This is a genomic window from Stenotrophomonas sp. GD03654 (genome assembly GCF_029845105.1).
Classification (GTDB): Bacteria; Pseudomonadota; Gammaproteobacteria; order Xanthomonadales; family Xanthomonadaceae; genus Stenotrophomonas; species Stenotrophomonas africana.
Genome location: NZ_JAOCLC010000137.1, coordinates 1 through 3,433 on the forward strand (window position 1 = coordinate 1; position 3,433 = coordinate 3,433).

Annotated in this window: 1 tRNA gene and 2 rRNA genes; all 3 read right to left on the reverse strand. The window is 53.4% G+C overall.

Annotated features, from left to right (window positions below):
• Positions 1 to 9 precede the first annotated feature (9 nt).
• The 3 genes from rrf to N5J73_RS24055 all read right to left on the reverse strand — a co-directional run bounded on the left by rrf (position 10) and on the right by N5J73_RS24055 (position 3,432).
• A 5S ribosomal RNA gene (gene rrf, locus N5J73_RS24045) occupies positions 10 to 124 on the reverse strand.
• 126 nt (positions 125 to 250) lie between these two features.
• A 23S ribosomal RNA gene (locus N5J73_RS24050) occupies positions 251 to 3,130 on the reverse strand.
• A gap of 225 nt (positions 3,131 to 3,355) precedes the next feature.
• A tRNA-Ile gene (locus N5J73_RS24055) sits at positions 3,356 to 3,432 on the reverse strand.
• Position 3,433 lies beyond the last annotated feature (1 nt).

Sequence of the window (3,433 nt, forward strand, 5' to 3'; positions counted from 1 at the left end):
GGGTATAAACCCTGGCGATGACCTACTCTCGCATGGCTTGAGCCACACTACCATCGGCGCAGCTGCGTTTCACTTCCGAGTTCGGGATGGGATCGGGTGGTTCCACAGCGCTAATTTCACCAGGGAGGCTTTTGGAGAGTCGCACTCGTCCCTGAGGGACAAGGCGCCAGCCTCGCATAGTTCTTGTGACGTAGCGTGCACTTGGATGCTCTTACGACGTTGTCGTAAAGCCAAGGCAACTTGAGGTTATATGGTCAAGCCTCTCGGATCATTAGTATCAGTTAGCTCAATACATTGCTGTACTTACACACCTGACCTATCAACCACGTAGTCTACATGGTTCCTTCAGGGGGCTTGTGCCCCGGGAGATCTCATCTTGAGGCGCGCTTCCCGCTTAGATGCTTTCAGCGGTTATCGCTTCCGAACATAGCTACCCGGCAATGCCACTGGCGTGACAACCGGAACACCAGAGGTTCGTCCACTCCGGTCCTCTCGTACTAGGAGCAGCCCCTCTCAAATCTCCAACGCCCATGGCAGATAGGGACCGAACTGTCTCACGACGTTCTGAACCCAGCTCGCGTACCACTTTAAATGGCGAACAGCCATACCCTTGGGACCGACTACAGCCCCAGGATGTGATGAGCCGACATCGAGGTGCCAAACACCGCCGTCGATATGAACTCTTGGGCGGTATCAGCCTGTTATCCCCGGAGTACCTTTTATCCGTTGAGCGATGGCCCTTCCATACAGAACCACCGGATCACTAAGTCCTAGTTTCCTACCTGCTTGATCCGTCGATCTTGCAGTCAAGCACGCTTATGCCTTTGCACACAGTGCGCGATGTCCGACCGCGCTGAGCGTACCTTCGAGCTCCTCCGTTACTCTTTAGGAGGAGACCGCCCCAGTCAAACTACCCACCATACACGGTCCCCGACCCAGATAATGGGCCCAGGTTAGAACGTCAAGCACGACAGGGTGGTATTTCAAGGATGGCTCCACTGCAGCTAGCGCCACAGTTTCATAGCCTCCCACCTATCCTACACAGACGAACTCAACGTTCAGTGTAAAGCTATAGTAAAGGTTCACGGGGTCTTTCCGTCTTGCCACGGGAACGCTGCATCTTCACAGCGATTTCAATTTCACTGAGTCTCGGGTGGAGACAGCGCCGCTGTCGTTACGCCATTCGTGCAGGTCGGAACTTACCCGACAAGGAATTTCGCTACCTTAGGACCGTTATAGTTACGGCCGCCGTTTACTGGGGCTTCGATCAAGAGCTTCGCCTTGCGGCTGACCCCATCAATTAACCTTCCAGCACCGGGCAGGCGTCACACCCTATACGTCCACTTTCGTGTTTGCAGAGTGCTGTGTTTTTGATAAACAGTCGCAGCGGCCTGGTTACTGCGACCCTCTTCAGCTATAGCTCGCACGAGCCACCAAAAAGGGTGCACCTTCTCCCGAAGTTACGGTGCCATGTTGCCTAGTTCCTTCACCCGAGTTCTCTCAAGCGCCTGAGAATTCTCATCCTACCCACCTGTGTCGGTTTACGGTACGGTCTGCGTAAGCTGAAGCTTAGGAGCTTTTCCTGGAAGCGTGGTATCAGTGACTTTGCCATAAAGGCTCGTCTCGGTGCTCGGTCTTAGAGGATCCCGGATTTGCCAAAGATCCAAACCTACCGCCTTTCCCCAGGACAACCAACGCCTGGTACACCTAACCTTCTCCGTCCCTCCATCGCACTTACGCGAGGTGCAGGAATATTAACCTGCTTCCCATCGACTACGACTTTCGTCCTCGCCTTAGGGGCCGACTCACCCTGCGCCGATTAACGTTGCGCAAGGAAACCTTGGGCTTTCGGCGTGCGGGTTTTTCACCCGCATTATCGTTACTCATGTCAGCATTCGCACTTCCGATACCTCCAGCAGACTTCTCAATCCACCTTCAACGGCTTACGGAACGCTCCTCTACCGCGCATAACAAAGTTATGCACCCCAAGCTTCGGTTCACTGCTTAGCCCCGTTAAATCTTCCCCGCAGACCGACTCGACCAGTGAGCTATTACGCTTTCTTTAAAGGGTGGCTGCTTCTAAGCCAACCTCCTGGCTGTCTGTGCCTTTCCACATGGTTTTCCACTTAGCAGTGAATTTGGGACCTTAGCTGTGGGTCTGGGTTGTTTCCCTTTTCACGACGGACGTTAGCACCCGCCGTGTGTCTCCCATACAGTCCGTCTCGGTATTCGGAGTTTGCAATGGTTTGGTAAGTCGCGATGACCCCCTAGCCATAACAGTGCTCTACCCCCGAGAGGATACATATGAGGCGCTACCTAAATAGCTTTCGAGGAGAACCAGCTATCTCCGGGTTCGATTAGCTTTTCACTCCTAATCACACCTCATCCCCTACCTTTGCAACGGGAGTGGGTTCGGGCCTCCAGTGCGTGTTACCGCACCTTCACCCTGGGCATGACTAGATCACCCGGTTTCGGGTCTACTGCCCGCGACTATGCGCCCTTATCAGACTCGGTTTCCCTTCGCCTCCCCTATACGGTTAAGCTTGCCACGAACAGTAAGTCGCTGACCCATTATACAAAAGGTACGCAGTCACTCCTTGCGGAGCTCCTACTGCTTGTACGCACACGGTTTCAGGTTCTATTTCACTCCCCTCTCCGGGGTTCTTTTCGCCTTTCCCTCACGGTACTGGTTCACTATCGGTCGGTCAGTAGTATTTAGCCTTGGAGGATGGTCCCCCCATGTTCAGACAGGGTTTCACGTGCCCCGCCCTACTCGTCTTCACTGAAATGGCCCTTTCAGATACAGGGCTATCACCTTCTATGGCCGCTCTTTCCAGAGCGTTTTCCTAGAACCAAATCAGCTTAAGGGCTAGTCCGCGTTCGCTCGTCGCTACTTACGGAATCTCGGTTGATTTCTTTTCCTCTGGTTACTTAGATATTTCAGTTCACCAGGTTCGCTTCCAGCAGCTATGTATTCACTGCAGGATACCCGCAAGCGGGTGGGTTTCCCCATTCGGACATTACCGGATCAAAGCTTGTTGCCAGCTCCCCGATACTTTTCGCAGGCTGCCACGTCCTTCATCGCCTCTGACCGCCAAGGCATCCACCGTGTGCGCTTATTCGCTTGACCATATAACCGCAAGTTGCCTTGGGTTATATATGTGACCCGGGGGTACAAAGCCCGGATACGAATATAACGACTCAATCAATAAAGAGACTTCCGTCTCTCGCCTTAGCCTCACGACACGTCTGATAGAACATCTCAAACGCTCGCTACGTCACAAGTTTTAAAAGAACACGTACCAGCCACAGTGCTGATGCGTATAAAGATCGATTGTATGCGTCATTCAGAGAATGGTGGGTCTGGGTAGACTCGAACTACCGACCTCACCCTTATCAGGGGTGCGCTCTAACCACCTGAGCTACAGACCCG